Raw genomic sequence first — 24,575 nt, 5'->3', positions numbered from 1 at the left:
TCGCGATATGCCGATCGCCGGTCGACAATGCCGACCGGCGATCGCAAATATTTCGCGCGCGTTAAAGGTGGGTCAATGTTGCACGCATCACTTACCACCGGTTACGGCAACCACGCCCCTTTTGCCCGCACTCCCCGTCCACTCCGCTGAGCCCGTACGGCCACCACTCGGACCCCGAACCGACGGCGCCGGCTACTCCTGCGCGACGTCCGCCAGCCTCTGGCCGCGCAGCAGGAACCAGGCCGCCACCGCGGTGGCCAGCAGCACCGCCGCGCCGACGCCGGCCGCGATCCGCAGCCCGTCGACGAACGCCTCCTGCGCCGCGCCGAGAAGCCGGGCCCCGGTGCCCGGCGGCAGGGTCTCCGCCGCCTCGACCGCGCCACCGAGCGATTCGCGCGCCTCGGCGGTCGTCGCCCCGCTCGCCTCGGCGGGCACCGCGAAGTCGCGGTAGACCCCGGTGACGATGGAGCCGAGCACCGCGATGCCCAGCGCCGCACCCAGCTCGTACGCCGTCTCCGACACCGCCGAGGCCGAACCGGCCCGCTCCTTGGGCACGCTGGAGAGGATCACATCGGCGGTGACGGTGAAGGAGAAGCCCGCCCCGACGCCGACCGCCAGCAGCGCCCCACCGAGCAGCGGATATCCGGTGTCGGTGTGCAGCAGGGTGAGCGCGGCCAGCGCGCAGCCGACCATCGCCAGACCGCCGGAGACCACCGCCCGCACCGAGTAGCGGCGGGCGACGAGGCCGGCGACCAGCCCCGCCAGGACCGCGCCGACAGCCGCCGGCAGCTCCGCCAACCCGGCCTCCAGCGGCTCCCGCCCCTGCACCAGCTGGAAGAACTGCGACAGGAAGAAGACCAGCCCCGACAGGCCGAGGACGGTGAGCAGATCGGCGAGGACCGCCCCGGAGAACCCACGGTGCTGGAAGAGCCGCATGTCCAGCAGCGGCCGGGGAAGCCGAAGCTGCCGCCGCACGAACCCCATCAGGGCCAGCGCGCCGACGGCGCCGGCGGTGGCGGCGTCGAGGTGGACGCCGTGGGCCGCGGTCTCCTTGACCGCGTAGACCACGCCGACCACACCGATCAGGGACAGGGCCACGCTGAGCAGGTCCCAGGGGCCCGGGTCCGGGTCGCGCGACTCGGGCAGCGTCCGTATGCCGACCAGCACCAGAACGGCCATCACCGGCAGGTTGATCAGGAAGACCGACCCCCACCAGAAGTGCTCCAGCAGAAAGCCGCCGACCACCGGACCGACGGCCGCGCCCGCCGAAGCGGTCGCGCCCCAGATGCCGATCGCGAGGCTGCGCTCGCGGGGGTCGTGGAACAGGTTGCGGATGAGCGCCAGGGTGGCCGGCATCAGGGTCGCACCGGCCACGCCCAGCAGCGCCCGCGCGACGATCATCATCTCGGGGCTGGTGGCGTACGCGTTCAGCGCCGAGACGGCACCGAAGGCGACCGAGCCGCACAGCAGCAGCTTCTTACGGCCGATGCGGTCCCCGAGGCTACCCATGGAGACCAGCAGGCCGGCGATGACGAAGGAGTAGACATCGCCGATCCACAGCAGCTGGGTGCTGGACGGGCGCAGATCCTCGCTGAGGAAGGGGGTGGCCAGACCCAGCACGGTCGCGTCGACGGCGACCAGCAGCACCGCCAGCACCAGGACGGACAGCGCCAACCATCGGCCCGGCCGCGGTTCGATCGCCGTCCGCTTCGCTGCCAGCACGTTCTGGCTCATCGTCAGGTACTCCGTCGCACTCCGCCGAGCAGCAGCTCGACGACCATGTAGTTCATGTCCTTGGCGGCGACCCGGCCGTCCTGGACCGACCAGGCGGCTGCCGCGATCAGGCCGTAGAGCGCCTCGGTCAGCCAGCCCGGGGTCATATCGATCCGGAAGTGCCCCTCCTGCTGTCCGCGCCGGAAGAGCGCCGCGACGCGGGTGTCGATGCGCTCCCAGCCCTCATTGATCTCCTCGCCCTCGAAGAGCTGGTTCTCCGTGTAGAGGAAGGCGACGAAGCCGGAGACCGGGCGGGTGGCGGCGATCAGCCGACGCAGCGCCTCGTCCGCGTCCCCCTCCTCGACGCGGGCCTCGTCCAGGGCGGCTTCGAGCTGCTCGATGCCGAGCTGCTCCAGGGCGCGCATCAGGGCGTCCCGCCCGGCGAAATGCCGGTGCAGGGTGGCCCGACTGATGCCCGCCGCCTTGGCGATCTCGTCCATGGACGCCGTGGCCTTGCGGGTGAGCAGGGCGGCGGCTTCGCGCAGCACCTGCGCACGGTCAACACTCATGAGACAACCATAGCCCACATGAGACATTGACGTCTCACGCGCGACGCCGATATCTCGATCTTGAGGCCACACCACCCCGATCGCCGGCAGGCATACACAGAGGCCGGAGCCCGCCCGTGGCGAGATCCGGCCTCTGCAATATGACGCACCGTATGAATATAGAGACTCAGCGTGCCGAGTGGGTGAGAGTCGGAAAAGGCGGTTCCCCCAGCGGGTGCTGGGGGAACCGCCCCTTCCCTCGGTTCCCCGGGGAGCCCCTGGGCCACCCCCCGGGGAACCGAGGGAGCCCCGAGAAGGCCGGCGGCTAGCGCTTGGCGTTCGCCCACTCCCGCTGTGCGGCCAGGTCCGCCCGCACCTCGGCGAGCTGCACGGCGACCGCCGAGGGGGCCGTGCCGCCGCGTCCGCTGCGGGCGGCGAGCGCACCCGGAACATTGAGGACCGTACGAACCTCGGGGGTGAGGTGGGGCGAGATCTTGGCGAACTGCTGGTCCGTCAGCTCATGGAGCTCGATGCCCTGGGCCTCACACTCCTTGACGCACTCCCCTGCGACCTCATGGGCCACACGGAAGGGCACCCCCTGCTTCACCAGCCACTCGGCGATGTCCGTGGCGAGCGAGAAACCGGCGGGGGCCAGCTCCTCCATGCGCTCACGGTGGACGGTCAGGGTGGCCATCATTCCGGTGAACGCCGGGAGCAGCACCTCCAGTTGGTCACAGGAGTCGAAGACCGGCTCCTTGTCCTCCTGGAGATCCCGGTTGTACGCCAGGGGCAGCGCCTTGAGGGTGGCCAGCAGCCCGGTGAGGTTGCCGATCAGCCGGCCGGACTTGCCGCGCGCCAGCTCGGCGATGTCCGGGTTCTTCTTCTGCGGCATGATCGACGAACCGGTGGAGAAGGCGTCGTGCAGGGTCACAAAGGAGAACTCCTTGGTGTTCCAGATGATCACCTCCTCGGCGATCCGGGAGAGATCGACGCCGATCATGGCGGTGATGAAGGCGAACTCGGCGACGAAGTCACGCGCCGCGGTGCCGTCGATGGAGTTGGCCGCCGAGCCGTGCTCGAAGCCCAGGTCACGCGCCACGGCCTCCGGGTCGAGGCCGAGCGAGGAGCCCGCCAGCGCACCCGAGCCATAGGGCGAGACCGCCGTGCGCTCGTCCCACTGGCGCAGCCGCTCCGCGTCCCGGGACAACGCCTGGACGTGGGCCAGCACATGGTGCGCGAAGAGCACGGGCTGGGCGTGCTGGAGATGGGTGCGGCCGGGCATCGCGGTGTCCGGGTGGGCCTCGGCCAGGCCGATCAGCGCCTCCTGGAGGTCGGCGATCAGCCCACCGATGATCCGGGCGTGGTCCCGCAGATACATCCGGAAGAGCGTCGCCACCTGGTCGTTCCGGGAGCGTCCGGCACGCAGCTTGCCCCCCAGCTCCGGGCCGAGCCGCTCCAGCAGCCCACGCTCCAGGGCGGTGTGCACATCCTCGTCGGCCACGGTGCCCACGAAGGCGCCCGAGGCGACATCGGCCTCCAACCGGTCGAGCCCGGCGAGCATGCGCTCCAGCTCGTCGGCGGTGAGCAGGCCCGCCGCGTGGAGCACCCGCGCATGTGCGCGGGAGCCCGCGATGTCATACGGGGCCAGCCGCCAGTCGAAGTGGACCGAGGCGGAGAGCTTGGCGAGGGCCTCGGCCGGTCCGTCCGCGAACCGGCCGCCCCACAGCCTTACGTCCTGGTTCTCGCTGCTCACGAGGAGAGGTCCCGCTTCGCAGCGATCTTGCTCGACATGCCGAAGATCTCGATGAAGCCCTTGGAAAGCGACTGGTCGAAGGTGTCACCGGTGTCGTAGGTCGCCAGGTTGAAGTCATACAGCGAGGCGTCCGACTTACGGCCGGTGACGACGGCCCGGCCGCCGTGCAGGGTCATCCGGATGTCGCCGGTGACATGCTGGTTGGCCTCGTTGATGAAGCCGTCCAGGGCCCGCTTGAGCGGGGAGAACCACAGGCCGTCGTAGACCAGCTCGCCCCAGCGCTGCTCGACCTGCCGCTTGTAGCGGGCCAGCTCGCGCTCGACCGTGACGCTCTCCAGCTCCTGGTGGGCGGTGATCAGGGCGATGGCGCCGGGGGCCTCGTAGACCTCCCGGGACTTGATGCCGACCAGCCGGTCCTCGACCATGTCGATCCGGCCGATGCCCTGGGCGCCGGCCCGCTGGTTGAGCTGCTGGATGGCCTGGAGCACGGTGACGGGCTTGCCGTCGATGGCGACCGGGACACCCTCCCGGAAGGTGATGACCACCTCGTCGGCCTCGCGGGCCACCGCCGGGTTCTCGGTGTACTCGTAGATGTCCTCGATCGGCGCGTTCCAGATGTCCTCCAGGAAGCCGGTCTCGACGGCACGACCGAAGACGTTCTGGTCGATGGAGTACGGGGACTTCTTGGTGGTGGCGATCGGGAGGTTCTTGGCCTCACAGAAGGCGATGGCCTTGTCACGGGTCATCGCGTAGTCCCGCACGGGGGCGATGCAGCGCAGGTCGGGGGCGAGGGAGGAGATCCCGGCCTCGAACCGCACCTGGTCGTTCCCCTTGCCGGTGCAGCCATGGGCGACGATCGAGGCGCCGTGCTTCTTGGCGGCGGCGACCAGGTGCTTGACGATCGTCGGCCGCGACAGCGCGGAGACCAGCGGATAGCGGTCCATGTAGAGGGCGTTGGCCTTGATCGCCGGGAGGCAGTACTCGTCGGCGAACTCGTCCTTGGCGTCCGCGACCTCGGCCTCGACGGCCCCGCAGGCGAGCGCGCGCTTGCGGATGACGTCCAGGTCCTCGCCCCCCTGGCCGACGTCCACGGCCACGGCGATGACCTCGGCGCCGGTCTCCTCGGCGATCCAGCCGATGGCGACGGAGGTGTCCAGTCCGCCCGAGTAGGCGAGTACGACGCGCTCGGTCACGGGTTTCTCCTTACGATCCCTGCACTGCGACTGTTCATGCGGTGATGGGTATAAGTATGCACTCAGCCGTATGGTTCGTCAACGCGCTCCCGACGTCGGCGAGCCGTTCGGTGGAAACCGCGCTTCCGGCGCGCGGATCAGCCGTCGTGCCCGGGTGCCGTCCAGGCCCGGCGCAGGGCGGCGATCTCCTCGGGGCTGCTCTCCCGGGCGATGTAGGGGATCTCCAGGAGGTGTCGGATCCGGTGCTCGGGGATCCGTCGCCGCACCTCTGCCGCGTCGGCCAGCACCTGGCCGTACAGCTTCTCCCCGTCCAGACAGAAGACGTCGACCAGGACCACGCGACCGTCGAGCGCGCGCCGGACGTTGCCGGCGTTCAGGTCGAATCCGTACCACCACGGGACGCGGGACCGGAACTCCTCGTCCACCTCGGCCGCGACCCGGTACACGGCCGCGAGCTCCGGGTCGCCCGGCTCACCCTGGGCGGCGGCGGCGCCGACGGCGCGCCAGCGTTCGGCGATCTCGGCGGCCTTCTCGGCCTCCAGCGGCGGTAGGTACTCCAGCACCGTGAGCGTGCCCCCGCCGTCGAGGGCGGCCTCGAGTGCGACGCGCGGCAGGTACGGGTTGCCCGCGCAGCGGCGGCACAGTTCCAGGAAGGCCGCGTACGCCGGGTCGAAGGGGCAGATCCGGGCCACCAGGTGCCCGCTGGGGGAACGCACCGCCACCGCCCAGTCGCCCACTCCGCAGGGGGTCCAGCCGCGCTGCACGAGCTCGGCGAGCGCCTCACGGTGCGTGCTGTCGTCCCAGCTCCGCTCGGCCAGGGCGGCGAGGTCGGGGTCTATGGGGGACGCGGCCACGGCGGCGTGCGAGTCGATCGACATGCGGGCAGCGTAGGCAGTGCGACTTCGGTGCCGAAAGCGGATTTCGCCGCGCGGCCGGGGGCACGGCGCGGGTGTGCTCCGCTAGCGCGCCTTCTGGGCCAGCCGCAGCAGGTGGTCGGCGAGGGCCTGGCCGCCGGCCGGGTCGCGGCTGATGAGGAGCAGGGTGTCGTCGCCCGCGATGGTGCCGAGGATGTCGTGCAGCTCGGCCTGGTCGATGGCGGAGGCGAGGAACTGGGCGGCGCCCGGCGGCGTCCGCAGCACCACGAGGTTGGCGGACGCCTCGGCGGAGATCAGGAGCTCGCCGGACAGGCGCCGCATGCGCTCCTCCTTGGCGGACTCTCCCAGCGGCGCCTGCGGCGTGCGGAAGCCGCCCTCGCTCGGCACGGCGTAGATCAGCTCACCGCCGGTGTTGCGGATCTTGACCGCGCCGAGCTCGTCCAGGTCGCGGGAGAGCGTCGCCTGAGTGACGCTCAGCCCGTCGTCGGAGAGCAGCTTCGCGAGCTGACTCTGGGAGCGGACCGGCTGCCGGTTGAGGATGTCCACGATCCGGCGGTGGCGGGCGGTCCGGGTCTGCGGCACGGCCTGCCCGATGGACTGCGCCGCCGCCATGTCCCGGGCCGCGCTGTCCTCTTCCGCGCCGTTCCCTAGCTCGTTCTGCTGCGCCTCGTGCATCGTCTCGTCAGTCTCCGGATCGTCGTTCCCCGTGTGTGCCACCGTCGTCGACGGCGTCGCGCGCGGCGTCCAGGACGGCGGGGAGCGCCCCGAGGAACGCGTCCACGACGTCGTCGCCGACGACGAGCGGCGGGGCCAACCGGAGCACGTCCGGCGCGACCGCGTTCACCAGGAGTCCCGCGTCCTGAGCCGCCTGCTGCACGCGCTGTGCGAGGGGCTCTGTGAGCACGATACCCAGGAGAAGGCCGGAGCCACGGACATGGGCGACCAGCGGGTGGCCGAACGCCTCGATTCCCGCGCGCAGCCGCTCCCCGACCCGCTTGACGTGGTCGAGGGCGCCGTCGGCGGCGAGGGTGTCGAGCACGGCGAGAGCGGCGGCGCAGGCCACGGGGTTGCCGCCGAAGGTGGAGCCGTGCTGACCGGGCGTCAGCAGCTCGGCGGCGGCCCCGAAGGCGAGGGTGGCACCGATGGGCAGCCCGCCGCCCAACCCCTTGGCGAGGGTGACCACATCGGGCTCGACCCCCTGCGCCTGGTGTGCGAACCAGTGCCCCGTACGGCCGATCCCCGTCTGGATCTCGTCGAGGACCAGCAGGGTGCCGGTGGCCCGGGTGATCTCGCGGGCGGCGGCCAGATAGCCGGGGGGCGGCACGATCACGCCGTTCTCGCCCTGGATCGGCTCGATCACGACGATCGCGGTCTCGGTGGTGACGGCGGCCCGCAACGCCTCCGCGTCGCCGTAGGGCACATGGGTGACCTCGCCGACCAGAGGCAGGAAGGGCCCCTGCTTGGCGGGCTGGCCGGTGAGGGCCAGCGCGCCCATGGTGCGGCCGTGGAAGCCGCCGGTGGTGGCCACCATGTGGGTCCGGCCGGTGCGCCGACCGATCTTGATGGCGGCTTCGACGGCCTCGGCTCCGGAGTTGCCGAAGTAGACCCGGCCGGGGCGGCCGGCCAGCTGCAGGAGGCGCTCGGCGACCGCGACCGTCGGCTCGGCGATGTGGAGGTTGGAGACGTGTCCGAGAGTGGCGATCTGCTCCGAGACGGCGCGGACGACGGCGGGGTGGGCGTGGCCCAGGGCGTTGACCGCGATGCCCCCGACGAAGTCCAGGTACACGCGGCCCTCGGCGTCCCACACCCGGGCGCCCTCGCCACGGGTGAGGGGCAGCCGGGGCGTGCCGTAGTTGTCCATCAGCGCGCTCTGCCAGCGCTGGGTGAGCTGCTCGTTGCTCATGGTGTGGCCCCCTCGTCGGGCACGACCATGGTGCCGATGCCCTCGTCCGTGAAGATCTCCAGCAGGATGGAGTGCGGTACCCGTCCGTCGATCACCCGAGCGGTCCGCACCCCGTTGCGCACGGCGTACAGGCACCCTTCCATCTTGGGGACCATGCCGCTCGACAGGTCGGGCAGGAGCTCCTCCAGTCGGCTCGCGGTGAGCTGGCTGATGACGTCGTCACTGTGCGGCCAGTCCGCGTAGAGCCCCTCGACGTCGGTGAGAACCATCAGCGTCTCGGCGTCCAGGGCGGCGGCCAGCGCGGCGGCGGCGGTGTCGGCGTTGACGTTGTAGACATGGCCGTCGTCGACGCTGCGGGCGATCGAGGACACCACCGGTATGCGGCCGTCGTCCAGCAGGGCCCGGATGGCGCCGGTGTCGATGGCGGCGACCTCGCCGACCCGGCCGATGTCCACCCGCTCCCCGTCGATCTCCGCGTACCGCTTGGTGGCGCTCATGGTGTGGGCGTCCTCGCCGGTCAGACCGACGGCGAGCGGGCCGTGCTGGTTGAGCAGCCCGACCAGCTCGCGCTGGACCTGTCCGGCCAGCACCATGCGCACGACGTCCATGGCCTCGGGAGTGGTGACCCGCAGCCCGGCCTTGAACTCCGACTCCAGGCCGAGCCGGTCGAGCTGGGCACTGATCTGCGGGCCGCCGCCGTGGACGACGACGGGCCGCAGTCCGGCGTGGCGCAGGAAGACCACGTCCTGGGCGAAGGCGGCCTTCAGCTCCTCGTCGACCATGGCGTTGCCACCGAACTTGATGACGATGGTCTTGCCGTGGTGGCGGGTCAGCCAGGGCAGCGCCTCGATGAGCGTGCGGGCCTTGGGGAGGGCGGTGTGTTTACGGGTGCTCATGAGGAGTAGGCGCTGTTCTCGTGGACGTAGTCGGCGGTGAGGTCGTTGGTCCAGATGACGGCGGAGGCGTCGCCCGCCGCGAGGTCGGCGGTGATCTTCACCTCGCGGTAGCGCATGTCGACCAGGTCGCGGTCCTCGCCGACCGAGCCGTTCTTGCAGACCCAGACGTCGTTGATGGCGACGTTGAGCCGGTCGGGCTCGAAGGCGGCGGAGGTGGTGCCGATGGCGGACAGCACCCGGCCCCAGTTGGGGTCCTCGCCGTGGATGGCGCACTTGAGGAGGTTGTTGCGGGCGATCGAGCGGCCGACCTCGACGGCGTCGTCCTCCGTGGCGGCGTTGATCACCTCGATCCGGATGTCCTTCGAGGCTCCCTCGGCGTCGCCGATGAGCTGCCGCGCAAGGTCGTCGCAGACGGTGCGGACGGCCTCGGCGAAGTCCTCGTAGGCGGGCGTCAGTTCGGAGGCACCGGAGGCGAGCAGCAGGACCGTGTCGTTGGTGGACATGCAGCCGTCGGAGTCGGCCCGGTCGAAGGTGGTGCGGGTGGCGGCGCGCAGCGCGGTGTCCAGGGTCGGGGCGTCGAGGTCGGCGTCGGTGGTGAGGACCACCAGCATGGTGGCCAGGCCCGGGGCGAGCATGCCGGCGCCCTTGGCCATGCCGCCGACGGTCCAGCCCTCGGGGGACTGCACCACCGCGGTCTTGTGCACGGTGTCGGTGGTCTTGATGGCGATGGCGGCCCTCTCACCGCCGTGGGCGGTCAGCTCGGCGGCGGCCTTCTCCACGCCGGGGAGCAGCTTGTCCATCGGGAGCAGCACGCCGATCAGACCGGTGGAGGCGACGGCGACCTCGCCGGCGCTCTGTCCCAGCACCTCGGCCACCTTCTCCGCGGTGGCGTGGGTGTCCTGGAAGCCCTGGGGGCCGGTGCAGGCGTTGGCCCCGCCGGAGTTGAGGACCACGGCGCTCACCGCGCCGCCCTTGAGGACCTGCTCGGACCAGAGGACGGGGGCGGCCTTCACACGGTTGGAGGTGAACACGCCCGCGGCGGCCAGACGGGGTCCGCTGTTGACCACCAGGGCCAGGTCCGGCTTGCCGTTCTGCTTGATGCCGGCCGCAACGCCGGAGGCCGTGAAGCCCTTGGCTGCCGTGACGCTCATGGGGCGACTCCGATCGTGGAAAGTCCCAGCTCCTCGGGGAGGCCGAGGGCGATGTTCATGCTCTGCACCGCGCCACCCGCGGTGCCCTTGGTGAGGTTGTCGATGGCGCTGATGGCGATCACCCGGCCGGCCGCCTCGTCGAGGGCGACCTGGACCAGCGCGGCGTTGGAGCCGCACACGGCGGCGGTGGAGGGCCACTGCCCCTCCGGCAGCAGGTGGACGAAGGGCTCGTCGCCGAACGCCTTCTCATAGGCGGCGCGTACGGCCTCCGCGGTGGCGCCGGGCCTGGCCGTGGCGCTGCAGGTGGCGAGGATGCCGCGGGGCATCGGCGCGAGGGTCGGGGTGAAGGAGACCCGCACCGGCTCCCCCGCGGCCGACGACAGGTTCTGGATCATCTCCGGGGTGTGTCGGTGACCGCCACCCACCCCGTAGGGGCTCATGGCGCCCATCACCTCGCTGCCCAGCAGATGGGGCTTGGGCGCCTTGCCCGCGCCCGAGGTCCCGGACGCCGCGACGATCACCGCCTCGGGTTCGACCAGCCCCGCCTCGTAGGCCGGGAAGAGCGCCAGCGAGACGGCGGTCGGGTAGCAGCCGGGAACCGCGATCCGTCGGGTCCCGCGCAGCGCGGCACGGCCCCCGGGCAGCTCGGGCAGCCCGTACGGCCAGGTCCCGGCGTGCGTCGAGCCGTAGAAACGCTCCCAGGCGGCGGCGTCCCGAAGCCGGAAGTCCGCGCCGCAGTCCACGATCAGCGCGGCGTCTCCGAGGGTCTCGGCGACGGCGGCGGACTGCCCATGGGGCAGCGCGAGGAAGATGACGTCGTGCCCGGCGAGCACGGCCGCGTCCGTCGGCTGCAGCACCCGGTCGGCCAGCGGCAACAGATGCGGTTGCAGGCCGCCGAGGCGCTGCCCCGCGTTGGAGTTGCCGGTGAGGGCACCGATCTCCACCTCGGGGTGCGCGAGCAGCAGACGCAGGAGCTCGCCCCCCGCATACCCGCTCGCGCCCGCCACCGCCACGCGTATCGCCATCACGCCTCCTTCTCGATGGCATGACTATACGGTGGGTGGCAGTTTTATGCAATGACCGCTTCGGTGATCCACTCGGTGATCCACTCGGTGAGCCGCCGAAGGGCCCGCCGGTGGGCGGGCCCCTCACCCCTTCGGGGCGGATCGCGTCACCGCTCCGCGCACGTCGCCCCGGAGCCGCACGACTTCCTGAGCAGAAGCAGGCGTCCGCGACTGCCCTCCGCGTAGCGAAGGTTGAGCGAGGGAGTGGACACGCTCTCGAAGCCGGTGGCCGGATCCGTCGGACCCGGCCCGAGTCCGCCTCCGGCGAGCAGCCGGTTCAGCGGGGTTCCGGGCTTCGTGTACACCAAGCTCAGCGCCTGACCCTGCTCGGCGGGATCGTTCAGGAAATGCAGCGCCGTCGTGCCCCGCCTGCCGGCGTGCCAGAAGATCGAGTTCAGGACGCCGGCCGGTTGGTAGCCGAATCCCGTGTTCGACGAGTAGAAGGGAGAGCGCTTGGCGGGAACCCGCACGGCGAGATCGCCCACCCCGGCGTCGTTCATCCGGTGGTCGTAGGTGATCTTTCGCACGATGTCGACCGGCGTGTCCGCCTCCCGCAGGGTGGCGGCGTACCGAGGGTCGTTGGTGTAGGCGGCGAGCACGTAGAAGTGGAGGGCTCCCGGGATGTTCAGGCCGGCCGAGGAGGCAGCCGCCGGTTCCCTCACGAGGATGGACACCCGGATCTCCGCGTAGGTCGCCCGCCTCGGGGGTTCGCCGTCGATCCGGGGGTTCTCACCGCAGAAGTTCGTGATCGCCACGATCCCGTCGTCAGCGCCGCCCAGCCCGAGCTCCGACGCGGGACGGAACTCGTAGCCCCGCGGCAGGAGGGGAAGCAGCTTGTCCTTGCCGACGCGTACGGCGTTGCCGACCTCGGTGGCGAACGACTTGTCGTAGGTGTGCAGGACGGTGAAGCCGGCCTGCTGCGCCTCGGTGACGCGGTCCGCCGTCGTTCCCGCCGCGGGACTGCTGGACCGGCAGACCACTCGGGCGTCAGCCGGGTCGGCGGTCGCCGGCGCGGGGGCGGCCGCGAGCGGCGTCGCGGCGCCGAGCACCAGGAGAGCGAGGCTCGTGAGCCGTCTTCGGGACGGACCCCGGAGGGGATACGAGGCGATCCGCCTGATCGCCTCCAGGGCGCCCGACGGGGCGGGCGGCCCTGCCACAGGGGTTCGCGGTCCTCGCCCACTTCTCCGAAACGGACGCATGTGTCACCTCAGCGTGTCAGGGTGCGCAGCCGCTTTCGTCCCGGCCCGCGCCAGGTGGAGTGATCAGGCGTGATCCATTAGGTGACGCCCGACGACGGGCGGCAACCGCTCCGTGATCGGGTTACTGCAGACGGCCGACCCGGCCCGGACGGACGGGCCCGGCCCGGATTCGAGGATCCCGGGCCGGGCCGGACGCGTCCGCCGATCAGTCGAGCGCGGCGGCGAACAAGCCGGGCTCGTAGGTGCCTCCCCGCTGGTGCACGATCACGGCGAGCCGGTTGGCCGCGTTGATCAGGCCGACCAGGCAGACCAGCACGGCGATCTGGTCGTCGTAGTGCTTACGCACCTGGTCGTGGCGGTGCACGTCGACGACGGCCTCGTCACCGGGCTCTACGCCGTGCGGAATCCCGGGAAGCTGTCCCACATGCGGCGGCAGACCGTGCTGCGCGGCTGAGCCCAAACCCCGCGGAAACGGTCACGCGGTAACGATCACGCGATGCCGATCAACGCGGTGACGATCACGACCGGCGTCACCGTCCGCCGCGTCGGCATCCGGTGGCGCGTCCCCGCGTCACCCGTCGTGCGTCACGCCCCCTCACTCGTAGCTGACCGCGGGGTACCAGTCGTCCCGGCCCTGGCGGGTGAGATCGAGGAGGTGCCACACCGGGCTGAGCAGGTCGATGCCGCGCTCGTCGATGTCGTCGGCCATACGGGGGTGCACCGAGTAGAAGTGGCGTGTCGCGCCGTCGCCGTCGCGGGCGAACACCGACACCGTCGAGTCCTGGTTGCCCTCGGCGTCTTCGCTGCCGAGGTCGCGTTTGAAGGTGCCGGCCCCGGCGCTGAGCAGGCGCAGGTTGGTCCAGTGCCGACTTCGCGCGTACGTGCGGAGGGCGGGGAGGTCGGCCGCGGCGACGACCACGAAGTCGACGTTGCGCGTGACGTGGTGGGCGATTCCGTTGAACCCGTCGATCCACATGGTGCACATGGGACACGGCTGGGTCTGCCGCTTGCCGTACATGAAGTGGTAGACGACCAGCTCGCGTCCGGGGCGGGTGAACAGCTCGCTCAGTCGGACGGTCGTCACCGGCTCGTCCCCGGCCCGCAGGTCGGCGGGGCCTTCCTCGAACGCGTAGTCGTCGACGACGGGGCCCAGCGGCAGTCGGCGGCGCAGCTCGGCGACGCGCTCGCGATGGCGCATCAGCTCGATCTCGCCCTGCCGCAACTCCTCGCGGGCGCTGAGATATTCGGCCGACTCCCCCGTGAGATTGGTTTGACGCATCGCTACCTCCCGGGGGATGACCGGCGTAGTCGTCGTCTGTCGCCCCCCTGTCCGGCTCTCGTCACCATTGTCGGCGTCGGCCCGAGGGCTCGCGAGGCGGCGGCACCGCCAGGCCGGACGACGACCGCGGGCGGCGCGCCGTGTGCGTCATGTGTGGCCCACGGTGCGCCGACCGCCCACGGCCCGCTCCCGGCCGCGCCCCGGTGCGCCGACCGCCCTCGGCCCACTCCCGGCCACGCCCCCGCCCGCCGCGGACGGGTGCCCGCCGCGGACGGGGCCGTCCTGCCTGGTCAGGCGGCGTCGGCACGCGCCGCGGTGACCACCACCGCGGCGTACCGGAGGGTGAAGGCGCCGCCCATCGCGTCGATCGCGGCCCCGACGCCCGTCAGCAGCTCCTCCAGCGCGGCCGGCGGGAGGCGGCCGACGTCGCCTCCGGTCCGCAGCTGGTCCAGCCACTCGTCCCGGGTGTAGGCGCGTTCCCAGTCGAACCGCCACCGCTCCGGCTCGCCGAAGGCGCCCGCCTGCCGCATGCCGTCCGCCGCGCCGTCGAACAGCGGCGCGTAGCCGTCGAGGGCGGACCCGTCCCAGGGGTTGCGCGGCGCGTCGGGCAGGACGCGGCGGTAGACCTCGGAGAAAGCGTCCGCCGCCTCGGGCGAGGGCTGGAACACGTTCCAAAAGGCGGCCAGCCGGCCGCCGGGTCGCAGCACCTCGGCCGCCTTGACCGCTCCCGCGAGCGGGTCGATCCAGTGCCAGGTCTGTCCGGCGACGACCGCGTCGAAGGTCCGGCCGGCCGGGTCCCAGGACTCGAAGGTCGCCACCTCGGCCTCGATCCCGCCGCCGCGGGCGAAGCCCGCCATCCGCGCGTCGACGTCGACGCCCAGCACGCGACAGCCGGCCGCGCGGAACTGCCGGGCCGCGATGCCGGTCCCGACGCCGACGTCGAGGACGTCCGGACCGGGGGCCGCGGCGACGATCGCCGCCACCAGGGCGTCGGGATAGCGGGGTCGGGCTCGGTCGTAGCGCTCGGGGTCCACACCGAACGACTCGGCGGCCCCTCGGTGTCGATGAGGCTCGCGCGCGGGCATCGGCGCGCGCTCCGGCGGTAAAGTGGGCATGTGCCCACTATGAGTGGGCACTTGCCCACTCGTCAAGAGGGCTCGTCTGCGGGGCCGGACGACGGACGGATCCGTCGAAGCGTCGACGGCGGGCCGCCGAAACAGGGAAGGATGCGTGGCATGCCGACAGGGGTGGCTCTCCGCGACGTACGCCAGCAGTTGTTCGACGCCGCCGAGCGCGTCCTGCTCCGGGACGGGCCGAGCGCGCTGACCAGCCGGGCGGTCACCACGGAGGCGGGCTGCGCCAAGGGGGTCCTGCACCGGCACTTCGCCGACTTCGACGCCTTCCTGGCCGAGCTCGTGCTGGACCGCGTCGCCCGGATCGACCAGCAGGCCGCCGTCCTCCGCGCGTCCGCCGGGACCGGCACCGTCGCCGGCAACCTCACCGGCGCGCTGACGGACCTGTTCGCGTCGGTCGCCGTGGCCATCGTCGGCCTCGTCACCTCCCGGGACGAGCTGCGCACCCGGCTGCGCCAGGCCCGACCGGCCGGCGTCCCGGTCCTGGCCGAGGCCACGGCCATGATCGCCTCGTATCTGACCGCCGAGCGCGAGCGGGGCCGCCTCGCGCCCGACGCGGACGTCGACGCCCTCGCCCCCACGCTGATCGGAGCCGGACACCTGCTGTTCGCCGACCGGACGGGCACCCCGCCGGAGACCGAAGCCGTCCAGCGGGTCGTGGGCACGGTCATCGCCCAAGCGGCGCCCGCCCCGACCCCGGTGCCTTCCGAGCCGGCACCCGACGCGGACGGCGGGGCGGCTGGTACCCGGCGTGGCTGATACTCCACGTGGGGTTTGCCTCCGAGGCCGGACTGTGCGAGCCTCGTCAACCGACTCTTCCGAAGGGGCTGTTCATGACGCTCGGCATGGTTCTCGGCTGACACCTCCTCCCGCGCTTCGACGCGGGAGCGGTAGCCCCTGCCTGCCTGGCTGACGCCCGCGCGTACCACTGCGCCCGCGCGTAAGTCCCGCGCCCCGCGCGTACGACTGCGCCACGCGTAGTCCCGCGCCCGCGCGACAGGACGCCTGGGTCCGAGCCGCGCCCGGCCCGCACGTCACGGTCCGTCAGCTCGCACGGTCGCCCCGGTCCGCCGCCCCGTGCGGTCGGCTTCGCACGGTCGCCCCGGTCCGCCGCCCCACCCGGTCGGCCCCGCGCGGTCGCCCCGGTCCGCCGCCCCACGCGGTCGGCCCCGCACGGTCGCCCCGGTCGCCGCCCCGCGCGGTCGGCGCCGTGCGGCCTCGCGCGGTCGAGCCCGTGCGGCCTCGCGCGGTCGGCGCCGTCGGCCGCCGCCACGCGGTCGCTCGTCCGCGCGCGGCACCGCGATCGGCCCGCTCCTCGTCGAAGTGCTCTTCGTGCCCCCGCACATCCGTTCCCGAGGAGTACGACCATGTCCACGATCCACTGGGCCGAGGCCCACACCACCCACTCCGCCCGCTGGCACTCCGAGAGCGGCGCCCCGGCCCCCCGGCGGGTCGTCGTCGCCGACGACCGGACGCGGGCCGACACCGCCTACCGACTGGCCTGCGAGGGCACCGCGCTGCTGTGGCGCGGCGACTATCACGGCGGCCGACGGCTGTTGGAGGCGCTCGGCCGTCGCCTCGACCGGAAGTCGCCCCAGGTCGGCGACGACCCGGCCGACTCCTTCCGGCTGCACCGCCGGGCTCGTGGCCACCGGGCCCGGGTGCTGGGTCGGGTCCTGCTGGTACTGGAGGACGACCACGTGCTGGCGCTGCGCCGGGCGCCCGACGTCCGCCGGGCGTGCGCGGAGGCGTACGGCCCGCCGCGCGGCGCCGTGGCCATCGCGTTCCGGGAGCTCCTCGGCGTGATCGGGGCGCACCACTGGCGCCTCAAGGGCGTCCCCGTCCCCGCCCTCGGCGCGCGGGTCCATCCGCACTACGGGGTGTTCTCGCCGGTCAGGGGCGAGTACGTCGATCTGGTGGCGCGGGCCCCGCTGCCCTGGCCGACCGGGCGCGGCGGTGCCCGTACCGCGTTCGACCTGGGCACGGGGACCGGGGTGCTCGCCGCGGTGCTGGCCCGCCGGGGAGTCGATCGCGTCATCGGCACCGACGTCAACGCGCGCGCCGTGGCCTGCGCCCGCGAGAACATCGACCGCCTGGGTCTGACCGGGCGCGTCGAGGCGACGGGACCCGAGCTCTTCCCGGAGGGCCGCGCGGACCTCGTCGTGTGCAACCCGCCCTGGCTTCCCGCCCGACCGACCTCCGCGGTCGAGCAGGGCGTCTACGACCCGGACGGCCGCATGCTCCACTCCTTCCTGGCCGGGCTCGCCGACCGCCTCGAACCGGGCGGCGAGGGCTGGCTCGTCCTGTCGGACCTGGCCGAGCGCCTCGGGCTGAGGACGCGCGACGAACTGCTCGCGGCCGTCGCGGCGGCGGGCCTGCGGGTGGTCGGGCGCCACGACACCCGGCCGCGCCATCCCCGGGCGCGGGACGCCGCCGACCCGCTGCACGCCGCGCGCGCCGCGGAGGTCACCTCGCTGTGGCGCCTCTCCCCCGCCTGACCAAAGCGCCCGCTTACCCCTCTCGACGGCAGGACGAAACGATGAACTCCTACAAATCCCGATCACCGCTCTCCGTGGACCACCGCACCTGATCAACCGTCAACCCGCTGGCAGAGTGAGGGTCAAGGCTGATTCCTCGCACGGCCATCCGCGCGGGGAGTTGTATCTTTACGACAAAGGAGCTTGTGCGGTGAGCACTGAGACCGACAACGTGCTGGTGACCGGCCTGGGGGCCACCACTCCGCTCGGCGGGGACGTCGCCTCGACCTGGTCGGCGATGGTGGAGGGTCGGTCCGGGATCGGCGCGATCGAGGAGGAGTGGGCGGCGGATCTGCCGGTGCGGATCGCGGGCCGGCTCGCGGTGGAGCCGACCACGGTCCTGGACCGGGTGCGGGCCCGTCGCATGGACCGGTGCGAGCAGATAGCGCTCGTCGCCGCGCGGGAGGCGTGGGCGGACGCGGGCGCGCCGGACGTCGAACCCGAACGGCTGGCCGTGGTGATCGGCACCGGCACCGGGGGCGCGCTGACGCTGCTGGGCCAGGACGACATCCTGGAGACCTCCGGGGTGCGCAAGGTCTCTCCCCACACGGTCCCGATGCTGATGGCCAACGGTCCCGCGGCCTGGGTCAGCATCGACCTCGGGGCCCGTGGCGGCGCGCACACCCCGGTCAGCGCCTGCGCCTCCGGGGCCGAGGCGATCGCGACGGGGCTGGATCTGATCCGCCTGGGCCGGGCCGACGTGGTCGTGGCGGGCGGCACCGAAGCCTGTATCCACCCATTGCCGTTGGCGGGGTTCGCGCAGGCCAAGGCGCACTCGACGCGCAATGACGCGCCCGACCGGGCGTCCCGCCCCTTCGACGTCGAGCGCGACGGGTTCGTCATCGGCGAGGGCGCGGCCGTGGTCGTGCTGGAGCGCGCGGGGTTCGCGGCCGCCCGCGCGGCCCGCGCCCATGCGACGCTGGCCGGCGCCGGCGTCACCTCGGACGCCCACCACATCACCGCCGCGCACCCCGAGGGGCAGGTCCGGGCGATGCGACTCGCCCTGTCCTCGGCGGGGTTGCCCCCGCGGGCGATCGAGCATGTGCACGCCCATGCGACATCCACGCCCCTGGGCGATCTCACCGAGGCCCGGTCGGTCGCGGAGGCCGTCGGCACGCACCCGGCCGTCACCGCGACCAAGTCGATGACCGGTCATCTCTTCGGGGCGGCGGGGGCGATCGGCGCGATCGCCGCGCTGCTCGCGGTCCGCGACGGCGTCGTGCCCGCGACCCGGAACCTCGACTCCCTGGACCCGCGGGTGGAGTTGGACGTCGTCGCCGGCGGGCCCCGGCGCGGCCGGATCGCGGCGGCGCTGGCGAACTCCTTCGGCTTCGGGGGGCACAATGCCTCGCTGGTGTTCACCCCCGCTCCCTGAACTGGAGGTCCCGTGCACTCCTCCGCGCACACCGTCGACCCGGGTGGTACGGATGCCCCGGGGGGCGCCGAACCGGGCGGCACGCTCACCGTCCCACGCCTGGGCTTCGGCGCGATGCAGCTGCCGGGGCACTGGGACGGGCCTCCGGTCGACCATGCCACGTCGGTGGCGGTCGCGCGCCGCGCGGTCGAGCTGGGCGCGCTTCACATCGACACCGCGGCCTTCTACTTCTGCCGTGCCGAGCGCGCCAACCTCATCCTGCGTGAGGCGCTCCACCCGTATCGCGCGGACGTCACCATCGCCACCAAGGTCGGCCCGCTGCGCACCCCGAGCGGTGAGATGTACGCCGAGGCGGCGCCCGACCAGCTGCGTCCGGAGGTGGAGCGGAATCTGCGCGAGCTCGGGGTGGACGTGCTCGACCTGGTGTATCTGCGGGTGGGGCGCCTCGCGGCGCGGGGCGGCGCCCCGGTCGGGGACCGCTTCGCCGCGCTCGCGCGGCTGCGCGAGGAGGGGCTGATACGGCACCTGGGCGTCAGCAACGTCACGTACGAGCAGTTCGCCGAGGCGCGTGCGATCGCGCCGGTCGCGGCGGTGCAGAACCGCTTCGGGGTGCTCGACCAGGAGGACGCCCCGCTGGTCGACGCGTGCGCGGACGCCGGGATCGCGTACATGCCCTTCTTCGCGCTCGGCGGCGGCCACACCCCGCTCGCCGGGGCCGCGCTGCGCCGGGTCGCCGCCCGGCACGGCGCCACGGAGCACCAGGTGGCCATCGCCTGGGGGTTGGCGCGCTCGCCGTCGATCGTGCAGATCCCGGGCACGAGCTCGCCGGCCCACCTTGAGGAGAACATGGCGGCCGGGTCCCTCGCCCTCGACGCGGGCGACATGGAGTCGCTCGGCCGGCGGTGAGGTGCCGGTCCGGGACCGGCCCCGGTGCCGCGGTAGGGCCGCGGGTAGGCCCCGGTTCGGGCTAGGGGCGCGGCGGGAAGGAGAGATTCATCCAGTACCCCGAGTCTTCGAGCGGCTGGAAGCCCACCTTCGCGTAGACGCCGTGCGCGTCATCCGTGGCGAGCAGCATCCGACGCAGCCCCAGCGGCGCCAGGTGGTCGCGGACCGCGGTGGCCAGGGCGGTGGCCAGCCCCTTGCCGCGCGCGTCGGGGTCGACGTACACGTCGCAGAGCCAGGCGAAGGTGGTGTGGTCGGTGACGACCCGGGCGTAGCCGACCTGGGCGCCGGAAGTCCTCTCGTACGCGCCGAAGTTGAGGGAGCCGTCGATCGCACGGTCCTGTGTCTCGCGGGAGCGCCCCAGGGCCCAGGGCGCCCCGGTGGACAGCCAGTGGTGGATGCGGGCCCGGTCGAGACGGGCGGGGTCGGTGGAGAGCTCGTATCCGTCGATCATGGCCCGTTCCTATCAGTCGCCCACGCCGGCCGCGACGCGATATCGCCGACCGGCCACCGGGCCGGAATCGACGTCGGCGTCGGCGTCGGCGCACCGGAGACGACCTGTCCGCCAGGGTGGTCGGCCATGCCCGGCCCCCTGGGCCGGCTGTACGTCGCGGCCGCTCGGGGACGACCGGGGGCGGGGCGACGCCTGGCTCAACCGCCCCAGGCCGTGCGCAACCTGCGGACGCCCTCGACGAGTTCGGTCGGGCCGGCGGCCGAGGCGAAGCTGAGTCGCAGGTGGGGGGCGGGGGGTTCGGCGGGGAAGTACGGCCGGCCGGGGGCGACCGCGACGCCCGCGCGGAGCGCGGTGGCGGTCAGCGCGGCCTCGTCGGTGCCGTCCGGCAGCCGCAGCCACACGTGGTAGCCGCCGGCGGGGGCGTGGCGCACCTCGGCCGGCTCCGGCAGCTCCCGCCGTACCGCGGTGAGCAACGTCTCCCGGCGGGTGCGCAGTTCGGCGGCGATGGTGCGCAGGTGCCGGGCCCAGGCGGGCGAGCCGACGAGTTCGAGGGCGGCCTCCTGGAGCGGCCGGGAGACGAAGAACTGGTCGACGACCTGGATCGCGCGCAGCCGCTGCAGGACGGGGCCGCGGGCGGCGAGCGCGCCCACCCGCAGGCTGGGGGAGGCGGCCTTGGTGAGCGAGCAGACGTGGATCACCACGCCGTCGGGGTCGTCGGCGGCGAGGGCGGCGGGCAGCGGGCCCGCGTCCTCGTGCGCCAGGCGGCGCGCGAAGTCGTCCTCGATGACGAAGGCCCCGGCCTCCCGGGCCACCCGCAGCACCTCGGCGCGCCGCTCGGGAGAGAGCACCGCGCCGTGCGGGTTGGCGAAGAGCGGCTGGCACACGAAGACGCGCGCGCCGCTGGCCCGGAACGCCTGGGCGAGCAGGTCGGTGCGTACGCCGGCGGTGTCGGCCGGCACCGGCACCGGGCGCAGCCCGGCGGCGCGGGCGGCGGCGAGCAGGCCGGGGTAGGTGGGGGACTCCACCAGGATGGGCGCCCCGGGCGGAGCGAGCGCCCGCAGGGCGGCGGTCAGCGCGTTCTGCCCACCGGAGGTGATCAGCACATCGGAGGCGGCGACGGTGCCGGCCGGCCCGCCGATCTCCCGTGCGAACCAGGCGCGCAGCTCGCCGAGCCCCTCGACGGGCGGGCGCCCCCAGGCGCCGGGTCGGCGGCCGGCCCGGGCGAGCGCGGCGGCCAGTGCGCGCTCCGGTTGGAGGGAGGGGTGCAGGTAGCCGCCGTTGAGCTCGATGACGCCGGGCGGCGGGGCGGCGAGCGTGGCCAGCACCGCGGAGGCGTCGACCGAGCGCGGTACCGGTTCGTCCGCCGTCTCGGCGCTCAGTGCCACCTCCTGCCAGGAGGTGTCCCCGGTGGGGCGGTTCCCGGTCGGGGGCGGTGCCGCCCGGAAGGAACCGGCTCCGGGCCGGGTGACGATCAGCCCCTCGGCCGCGAGGGCGCCCAGCGCGCGGGTGACCGTCACCGGGCTCACTCGGAAACGCTCGACGAGGGCCCGACTCGACGGCAGTTTCTCACCGTGAGAGTAACGGTTCAGCTCTCCCCTCAGGATGCCTGCCAGTTCGGCCACGCTGCTACGCTCATGCATGAGACCAGAAGATAGCGCTACTCCCCGCAGGACGATAACGGTGGGGCGCCCGAGCGGCCCGGTGACCGAGGCGTCCGCGGCCTCGGCCCCGCCCCTCCCCCCGCGCGAAGCGGCCGCCCCGTCGACTCCCCCCATGGACGGGGCGCCCCGGTCCGGCACCGACACCGCGGCCTCCAGCGCACGGCGGGGCGACCGCGACGGGGCTCCGCGCGACGCCCGCCGCTCCGGCGCCGTCGGCACCTGGCTCGCGGCGCTCGCGGTGGCCGTCTTCTCGCTCACCTTCCCCGCCACCGCCTGGGCCCTGGAGGGCCTTGGCCCCTGGTCCGTCACCGCCACCCGGATGACGCTGGCGGGGGTGATCGCGGCCGGCGCGCTGCTGGTGCTGCGGGTGCCTCTGCCCGCCCGCCGCCACTGGCCCGGCCTGCTCGCCGTCGTGGGCGGGGTCGTCGTGGGCTTCCCGCTGTTGACCACCCTGGCGCTGCGGACCTCCAGCACCTCCCACGCCGCGGTGGTCGTGGGCCTGCTGCCGCTCACCACGGCGGCGTTCTCGGCCGTGCGCACCGGGGCCCGTCCCTCGCGGGCCTTCTGGCTGGCGGCCCTGGCGGGCGCGGTGGTGGTCGCGGCCTTCGCCGTGCGGCAGAGCGGCGGCCGGCCGACGACGGGCGATCTCTACCTCTTCGGGGCCCTGCTGACCTGCGCGGTCGGTTACTCCGAAGGCGGCCGGCTGGCCCGGCACATGCCGGGCTGGCAGGTGATCGGCTGGGCGCTGGTCGGCTGTCTGCCGCTGTCCGCCACGGGCGCGGCGCTGGCGCTGGCGCACGAGCCGGTGGAGCTGACGGCGCGGTCGGTCACCGGGCTGCTGTGGGTGGCGACGGCCTCGCAGTTCCTCGGCATGGTCGCCTGGTACCGCGGGATGGCGGCGATCGGGGTGGCTCGGGCCAGCCAGCTCCAACTCGCCCAGCCGCTGCTGACGCTCGTCTGGTCGGTCCTCCTTCTGGGCGAACACCTCACTCCGGCGGCCCCCCTGGCCGCGGTCGCCGTACTCGTGTGCATCGGCGTGACCCAACGGGCGCGAGTAACCTGAGAAGCGAGCTGATCGCGCCGTCGAGGGGGACCCGGACAAGACCACGGGCTGTAAACTTACGGCCACGGACCGCAGTCCCCTCCGGGGAATCCGGACAGGAGGTCAAGGCGATGCATGCGAGCAAGGGCGACCGACTGGTGGTGCACGGCAGGGTGGTCGGCAAGCACGACCACGTCGTCGAGATCGTCGAGGTGCTCGGCCAGGACGGGAATCCCCCGTACCGTGTCCGTGCGGAGAACGGCCACGAGACGATCATGTCTCCGGGGCCGGACAGCGTGGTGGACCACCGGAAGCCTTCGGACCGCATCTGATCGTTCCGGCGGGGCCGAGGCCCCGCCGTTACGCTCCGTCAGGCCGCGCCGATCACGCGGCCGCCTTGTCACGCGGCGGCCGCACCCGATTCGGGTAGTGGTCCCGGACCACGCGCGCCATCGCCCCGATCCGGTCCTCGACCACCTCCTTGGCGGAGAAGAAGACGTTCCCGAGCACCTCGGGGAAGTCCCGGTCGAAGGTGAGATGGCGGGACAGCTCGGCGGGATCCTGCCAGGGAGCCGGCTGCCCGGCGGCGCCGGCCTTGTAGAGGGCCTCGCCGATGTAGAGGTGCACGTCGGTGTCCCGGACGACCTCGGACCACCAGGGCACCAGCTTGGCGTAGTCGGCCGCCTCGAAGCCGAGGTGCCAGTAGACCTGCGGGACGATGTAGTCGATCCACTCCTCGAACACCCACTTCCGGGTGTCGGCGTAGAGGTCGTCATAGGTCTGCACCCCGGCCCGGGTGTCGGATCCGCGCGGGTCGGTCGCCTTGTTGCGCCATACGGCGAACGGGCTGATGCCGAACCGCACCTCCTTCTTGAGCTTCTTGATCCGCTCCGCCATCTCCCGCACCAGCCGGTCGGTGTTGTCGCGCCGCCACGCCGCCCGGTCGGGGAAGTCGCCGCCGTAGCGCTCGTACGCCGCGTCGTCGTCGAAGTGCCGGCCCGCCACCGGGTACGGGTAGAAGTAGTCGTCCCAGTGCACGGCGTCGATGTCATAGCGCGCCACCGCGTCCAGCATCGCGTCCTGGACGAAGCGCCGGACCCGCGGCAGCCCGGGGTTGTAGTAGAGCTTCCCGCCGTACGGGACCACCCAGTCGGGGTGCGTGCGGGCGGGGTGCCGCGGGGAGAGCCGCGCCGGGTCGGCGTGGTTGGCGATCCGGTACGGGTTGAACCAGGCGTGCAGTTCCAGGCCGCGCCGGTGCGCCTCGCGGACGGCGGTGCCCAGCGGGTCCCAGCCCGGGTCCTTGCCCTGCACCCCGGTCAGATACTCCGCCCAGGGCTCGTACGACGACGGCCAGAGCGCGTCCGCGGTCGGTCTGACCTGGAACACCACCGCGTTCAGACGCCGCTCCGCCGCCGTGTCGAGGAACGCCAGCAGTTCCTCGCGCTGCCGCGCGGCGGGCAGGCCGGGTCGGGAGGGCCAGTCACGGTTGGCGACGGTGGCCAGCCACATCCCGCGGAACCGCCGCTTGGCCCGGCACCCCGCCCCCGCGTCGTGGGCCACCGGCCGCGGGTCCCGCGCCGCCTCCTTCGCCCGCTCGCACGCCGCCGCCCGCGCCGGCACGGCGGCGGCGGTCACCGCGCCGGCCGCCGCCGCGGTCAGGCTCCGACGAGTGATCTGTCCCATGATCGCTCCCTGATCGTGCGTCGCGTCATCGCTCGCGCGTCATGTGGTGTCACGGTCCCTGTGCGTCTCGCCGATGATGCGGCGTGCGCCGGCGTGCGGCAATCCTCCATACGGGTCCCGGGCCCCCGGACGGCCCCCCGGCCACTACGACGGAGTAACGTCTGCCCCGAGGCG

The 24,575-nt window shown here is 73.1% G+C and carries 22 protein-coding genes and 2 pseudogenes; 7 read left to right on the top strand and 17 right to left on the bottom strand.

Annotated elements, in window-relative coordinates; all coding sequences use genetic code 11:
* Window positions 1-192: 192 nt before the first annotated feature.
* The 12 genes and pseudogenes from CD790_RS08345 to CD790_RS08290 all read right to left on the bottom strand — a co-directional run.
* A complete protein-coding gene (locus CD790_RS08345; RefSeq protein ID WP_144382393.1) occupies window positions 193-1,734 on the bottom strand; it encodes an MFS transporter in 1,542 nt (513 codons plus the stop codon).
* Between the two features lie 2 nt (window positions 1,735-1,736).
* Complete coding sequence (locus CD790_RS08340) at window positions 1,737-2,282, bottom strand: TetR/AcrR family transcriptional regulator (RefSeq protein ID WP_222108228.1); 546 nt, start codon at window positions 2,280-2,282, stop codon at window positions 1,737-1,739.
* A 304-nt stretch (window positions 2,283-2,586) separates the two neighbouring features.
* Complete coding sequence (gene argH / locus CD790_RS08335) at window positions 2,587-4,014, bottom strand: argininosuccinate lyase (protein ID WP_144382391.1); 1,428 nt, start codon at window positions 4,012-4,014, stop codon at window positions 2,587-2,589.
* A complete protein-coding gene (locus CD790_RS08330; protein WP_144382390.1) occupies window positions 4,011-5,207 on the bottom strand; it encodes an argininosuccinate synthase in 1,197 nt (398 codons plus the stop codon). The genes argH and CD790_RS08330 overlap by 4 nt, the downstream gene beginning before the upstream one ends.
* 137 nt (window positions 5,208-5,344) lie before the next feature.
* Window positions 5,345-6,085 (bottom strand): hypothetical protein, encoded by a 741-nt coding sequence (locus CD790_RS08325; RefSeq protein ID WP_144382389.1) that lies wholly within the window; start codon window positions 6,083-6,085, stop codon window positions 5,345-5,347.
* Between the two features lie 81 nt (window positions 6,086-6,166).
* On the bottom strand, window positions 6,167-6,757 hold the full coding sequence (locus CD790_RS08320) for an arginine repressor (protein ID WP_144382388.1): 591 nt from the start codon (window positions 6,755-6,757) through the stop codon (window positions 6,167-6,169).
* Between the two features lie 7 nt (window positions 6,758-6,764).
* Window positions 6,765-7,985, bottom strand: a complete 1,221-nt coding sequence (locus CD790_RS08315; RefSeq protein WP_144382387.1) for an acetylornithine transaminase — start codon at window positions 7,983-7,985, stop codon at window positions 6,765-6,767.
* Window positions 7,982-8,881: an acetylglutamate kinase gene (gene argB / locus CD790_RS08310; protein ID WP_144382386.1), complete on the bottom strand. Its 900-nt coding sequence runs from the start codon at window positions 8,879-8,881 to the stop codon at window positions 7,982-7,984. The genes CD790_RS08315 and argB overlap by 4 nt, the downstream gene beginning before the upstream one ends.
* On the bottom strand, window positions 8,878-10,032 hold the full coding sequence (gene argJ / locus CD790_RS08305; RefSeq protein ID WP_144382385.1) for a bifunctional glutamate N-acetyltransferase/amino-acid acetyltransferase ArgJ: 1,155 nt from the start codon (window positions 10,030-10,032) through the stop codon (window positions 8,878-8,880). Before argJ ends, argB begins: the two co-directional genes overlap by 4 nt.
* Window positions 10,029-11,057 (bottom strand): N-acetyl-gamma-glutamyl-phosphate reductase, encoded by a 1,029-nt coding sequence (argC, locus tag CD790_RS08300; RefSeq protein ID WP_144382384.1) that lies wholly within the window; start codon window positions 11,055-11,057, stop codon window positions 10,029-10,031. Before argC ends, argJ begins: the two co-directional genes overlap by 4 nt.
* Window positions 11,058-11,203: 146 nt before the next feature.
* Window positions 11,204-12,145 (bottom strand): hypothetical protein, encoded by a 942-nt coding sequence (locus tag CD790_RS08295; RefSeq protein ID WP_144382383.1) that lies wholly within the window; start codon window positions 12,143-12,145, stop codon window positions 11,204-11,206.
* Between the two features lie 355 nt (window positions 12,146-12,500).
* Window positions 12,501-12,641, bottom strand: a pseudogene (locus CD790_RS08290) (carboxymuconolactone decarboxylase family protein); the annotation flags it as partial.
* Window positions 12,642-12,644: 3 nt separating this feature from the next.
* Between CD790_RS08290 and CD790_RS08285 the strand changes: the two are divergent.
* Window positions 12,645-12,749, top strand: a pseudogene (locus CD790_RS08285) (RNA polymerase subunit sigma-24); the annotation flags it as partial.
* Window positions 12,750-12,890: 141 nt separating this feature from the next.
* Here CD790_RS08285 and CD790_RS08280 read toward each other — a convergent pair.
* Both CD790_RS08280 and CD790_RS08275 read right to left on the bottom strand, forming a co-directional pair.
* Window positions 12,891-13,574 (bottom strand): DUF899 family protein, encoded by a 684-nt coding sequence (locus CD790_RS08280; RefSeq protein ID WP_144382382.1) that lies wholly within the window; start codon window positions 13,572-13,574, stop codon window positions 12,891-12,893.
* Between the two features lie 290 nt (window positions 13,575-13,864).
* Complete coding sequence (locus tag CD790_RS08275; protein WP_144382381.1) at window positions 13,865-14,689, bottom strand: class I SAM-dependent methyltransferase; 825 nt, start codon at window positions 14,687-14,689, stop codon at window positions 13,865-13,867.
* Window positions 14,690-14,809: 120 nt separating this feature from the next.
* Here CD790_RS08275 and CD790_RS08270 point away from each other — a divergent pair, with 120 nt between their 5' ends.
* The 4 genes from CD790_RS08270 to CD790_RS08255 all read left to right on the top strand — a co-directional run bounded on the left by CD790_RS08270 (window position 14,810) and on the right by CD790_RS08255 (window position 19,525).
* On the top strand, window positions 14,810-15,466 hold the full coding sequence (locus tag CD790_RS08270; RefSeq protein ID WP_144382380.1) for a TetR/AcrR family transcriptional regulator: 657 nt from the start codon (window positions 14,810-14,812) through the stop codon (window positions 15,464-15,466).
* A gap of 608 nt (window positions 15,467-16,074) precedes the next feature.
* Window positions 16,075-17,205 carry a class I SAM-dependent methyltransferase gene (locus CD790_RS08265; protein WP_144382379.1) on the top strand — a complete coding sequence of 377 codons (1,131 nt, stop codon included), beginning with the start codon at window positions 16,075-16,077 and terminating at the stop codon, window positions 17,203-17,205.
* Window positions 17,206-17,395: 190 nt separating this feature from the next.
* A complete protein-coding gene (locus CD790_RS08260) occupies window positions 17,396-18,619 on the top strand; it encodes a beta-ketoacyl synthase (protein WP_144382378.1) in 1,224 nt (407 codons plus the stop codon).
* Window positions 18,620-18,631: 12 nt separating this feature from the next.
* Window positions 18,632-19,525, top strand: a complete 894-nt coding sequence (locus CD790_RS08255; RefSeq protein WP_260867413.1) for an aldo/keto reductase — start codon at window positions 18,632-18,634, stop codon at window positions 19,523-19,525.
* A gap of 61 nt (window positions 19,526-19,586) precedes the next feature.
* Here the strand turns inward: CD790_RS08255 and CD790_RS08250 are convergent, their stop codons facing one another.
* Both CD790_RS08250 and CD790_RS08245 read right to left on the bottom strand, forming a co-directional pair.
* Window positions 19,587-20,015, bottom strand: coding sequence for a GNAT family N-acetyltransferase (locus CD790_RS08250; RefSeq protein ID WP_144382377.1), 429 nt, complete (start codon window positions 20,013-20,015; stop codon window positions 19,587-19,589).
* 197 nt (window positions 20,016-20,212) lie between these two features.
* Window positions 20,213-21,655 (bottom strand): PLP-dependent aminotransferase family protein, encoded by a 1,443-nt coding sequence (locus CD790_RS08245; RefSeq protein WP_144382376.1) that lies wholly within the window; start codon window positions 21,653-21,655, stop codon window positions 20,213-20,215.
* Between CD790_RS08245 and CD790_RS08240 the strand changes: the two genes are divergently transcribed.
* Both CD790_RS08240 and CD790_RS08235 read left to right on the top strand, forming a co-directional pair.
* Window positions 21,654-22,739: a DMT family transporter gene (locus CD790_RS08240; RefSeq protein ID WP_144382375.1), complete on the top strand. Its 1,086-nt coding sequence runs from the start codon at window positions 21,654-21,656 to the stop codon at window positions 22,737-22,739. The genes CD790_RS08245 and CD790_RS08240 overlap by 2 nt on opposite strands.
* A 110-nt stretch (window positions 22,740-22,849) precedes the next feature.
* Window positions 22,850-23,050 carry a DUF1918 domain-containing protein gene (locus tag CD790_RS08235; RefSeq protein ID WP_144382374.1) on the top strand — a complete coding sequence of 67 codons (201 nt, stop codon included), beginning with the start codon at window positions 22,850-22,852 and terminating at the stop codon, window positions 23,048-23,050.
* Between the two features lie 52 nt (window positions 23,051-23,102).
* Here the strand turns inward: CD790_RS08235 and CD790_RS08230 are convergent, their stop codons facing one another.
* Window positions 23,103-24,401: a glycoside hydrolase family 10 protein gene (locus CD790_RS08230; protein ID WP_144382373.1), complete on the bottom strand. Its 1,299-nt coding sequence runs from the start codon at window positions 24,399-24,401 to the stop codon at window positions 23,103-23,105.
* Window positions 24,402-24,575 lie beyond the last annotated feature (174 nt).

This window comes from Streptomyces sp. SAJ15 (assembly GCF_007595705.1).
In the GTDB taxonomy this organism is placed as follows: Bacteria; Actinomycetota; Actinomycetes; order Streptomycetales; family Streptomycetaceae; genus Streptomyces.
Note: the sequence above shows the minus strand (reverse complement) of the source record. Positions and strands in the feature narration are given on the sequence as shown.

What these genes read in the sequence shown, in the direction of transcription:
- CD790_RS08345 (WP_144382393.1), bottom strand. Translation starts at nt 1,734, where the DNA reads ATGAGCCAGAACGTGCTGGCAGCGAAGCGGACGGCGATCGAACCGCGG.
- CD790_RS08340 (WP_222108228.1), bottom strand. Translation starts at nt 2,282, where the DNA reads ATGAGTGTTGACCGTGCGCAGGTGCTGCGCGAAGCCGCCGCCCTGCTC.
- CD790_RS08325 (WP_144382389.1), bottom strand. Translation starts at nt 6,085, where the DNA reads ATGTCGATCGACTCGCACGCCGCCGTGGCCGCGTCCCCCATAGACCCC.
- CD790_RS08320 (WP_144382388.1), bottom strand. Translation starts at nt 6,757, where the DNA reads ATGCACGAGGCGCAGCAGAACGAGCTAGGGAACGGCGCGGAAGAGGAC.
- CD790_RS08315 (WP_144382387.1), bottom strand. Translation starts at nt 7,985, where the DNA reads ATGAGCAACGAGCAGCTCACCCAGCGCTGGCAGAGCGCGCTGATGGAC.
- argB (WP_144382386.1), bottom strand. Translation starts at nt 8,881, where the DNA reads ATGAGCACCCGTAAACACACCGCCCTCCCCAAGGCCCGCACGCTCATC.
- argJ (WP_144382385.1), bottom strand. Translation starts at nt 10,032, where the DNA reads ATGAGCGTCACGGCAGCCAAGGGCTTCACGGCCTCCGGCGTTGCGGCC.
- argC (WP_144382384.1), bottom strand. Translation starts at nt 11,057, where the DNA reads ATGGCGATACGCGTGGCGGTGGCGGGCGCGAGCGGGTATGCGGGGGGC.
- CD790_RS08280 (WP_144382382.1), bottom strand. Translation starts at nt 13,574, where the DNA reads ATGCGTCAAACCAATCTCACGGGGGAGTCGGCCGAATATCTCAGCGCC.
- CD790_RS08275 (WP_144382381.1), bottom strand. Translation starts at nt 14,689, where the DNA reads ATGCCCACTTTACCGCCGGAGCGCGCGCCGATGCCCGCGCGCGAGCCT.
- CD790_RS08270 (WP_144382380.1), top strand. Translation starts at nt 14,810, where the DNA reads ATGCCGACAGGGGTGGCTCTCCGCGACGTACGCCAGCAGTTGTTCGAC.
- CD790_RS08265 (WP_144382379.1), top strand. Translation starts at nt 16,075, where the DNA reads ATGTCCACGATCCACTGGGCCGAGGCCCACACCACCCACTCCGCCCGC.
- CD790_RS08250 (WP_144382377.1), bottom strand. Translation starts at nt 20,015, where the DNA reads ATGATCGACGGATACGAGCTCTCCACCGACCCCGCCCGTCTCGACCGG.
- CD790_RS08240 (WP_144382375.1), top strand. Translation starts at nt 21,654, where the DNA reads ATGAGACCAGAAGATAGCGCTACTCCCCGCAGGACGATAACGGTGGGG.
- CD790_RS08245 (WP_144382376.1), bottom strand. Translation starts at nt 21,655, where the DNA reads ATGCATGAGCGTAGCAGCGTGGCCGAACTGGCAGGCATCCTGAGGGGA.
- CD790_RS08235 (WP_144382374.1), top strand. Translation starts at nt 22,850, where the DNA reads ATGCATGCGAGCAAGGGCGACCGACTGGTGGTGCACGGCAGGGTGGTC.
- CD790_RS08230 (WP_144382373.1), bottom strand. Translation starts at nt 24,401, where the DNA reads ATGGGACAGATCACTCGTCGGAGCCTGACCGCGGCGGCGGCCGGCGCG.